General features: G+C 51.9%; 1 protein-coding gene. It reads left to right on the forward strand.

The features are described from left to right. Positions 1–385, forward strand: a 385-nt coding sequence (locus N2K84_RS20300; protein ID WP_282593656.1) for a glycoside hydrolase N-terminal domain-containing protein, incomplete at both ends; no start/stop codon positions are given.

The following is a 385-nucleotide window of genomic DNA, read 5'->3' on the forward strand; positions in this document are numbered from 1 at the left end:
AATGGGTCGATGTACCAGGTGGTTGGAACCCTGGAGCTCAATTTCGACGGGCATCAGAATTATACCAATTACTACCGCGAGCTCGATCTGGAGCAAGCTGTTTTTACCACCACCTACCAGCTTGATGGAGTGACCTATAAACGCGAAGTGTTCGCCTCGCAGCCCGACCAGGTCATTGTGGTTCGCTTAACGGCCGATAAACTTGGCAAGTTGAGTTTTGCAGCAGGGCTGAATGGCACCTTGCAAAAAACAGCTGCGGCTCTCGATTCCCATACGCTTGAAATGACTGGTCTGTCAGGTAGCCACGAGGGGATCAGCGGACAGGTGAAATTCAATGCCCGCGCCAGAATTATCAATAAGGGCGGCACGGTAGCTGCTGATTCAG

Source organism: Gaoshiqia sediminis (assembly GCF_025907915.1).
GTDB classification, from domain to species: domain Bacteria; phylum Bacteroidota; class Bacteroidia; order Bacteroidales; family Prolixibacteraceae; genus Gaoshiqia; species Gaoshiqia sediminis.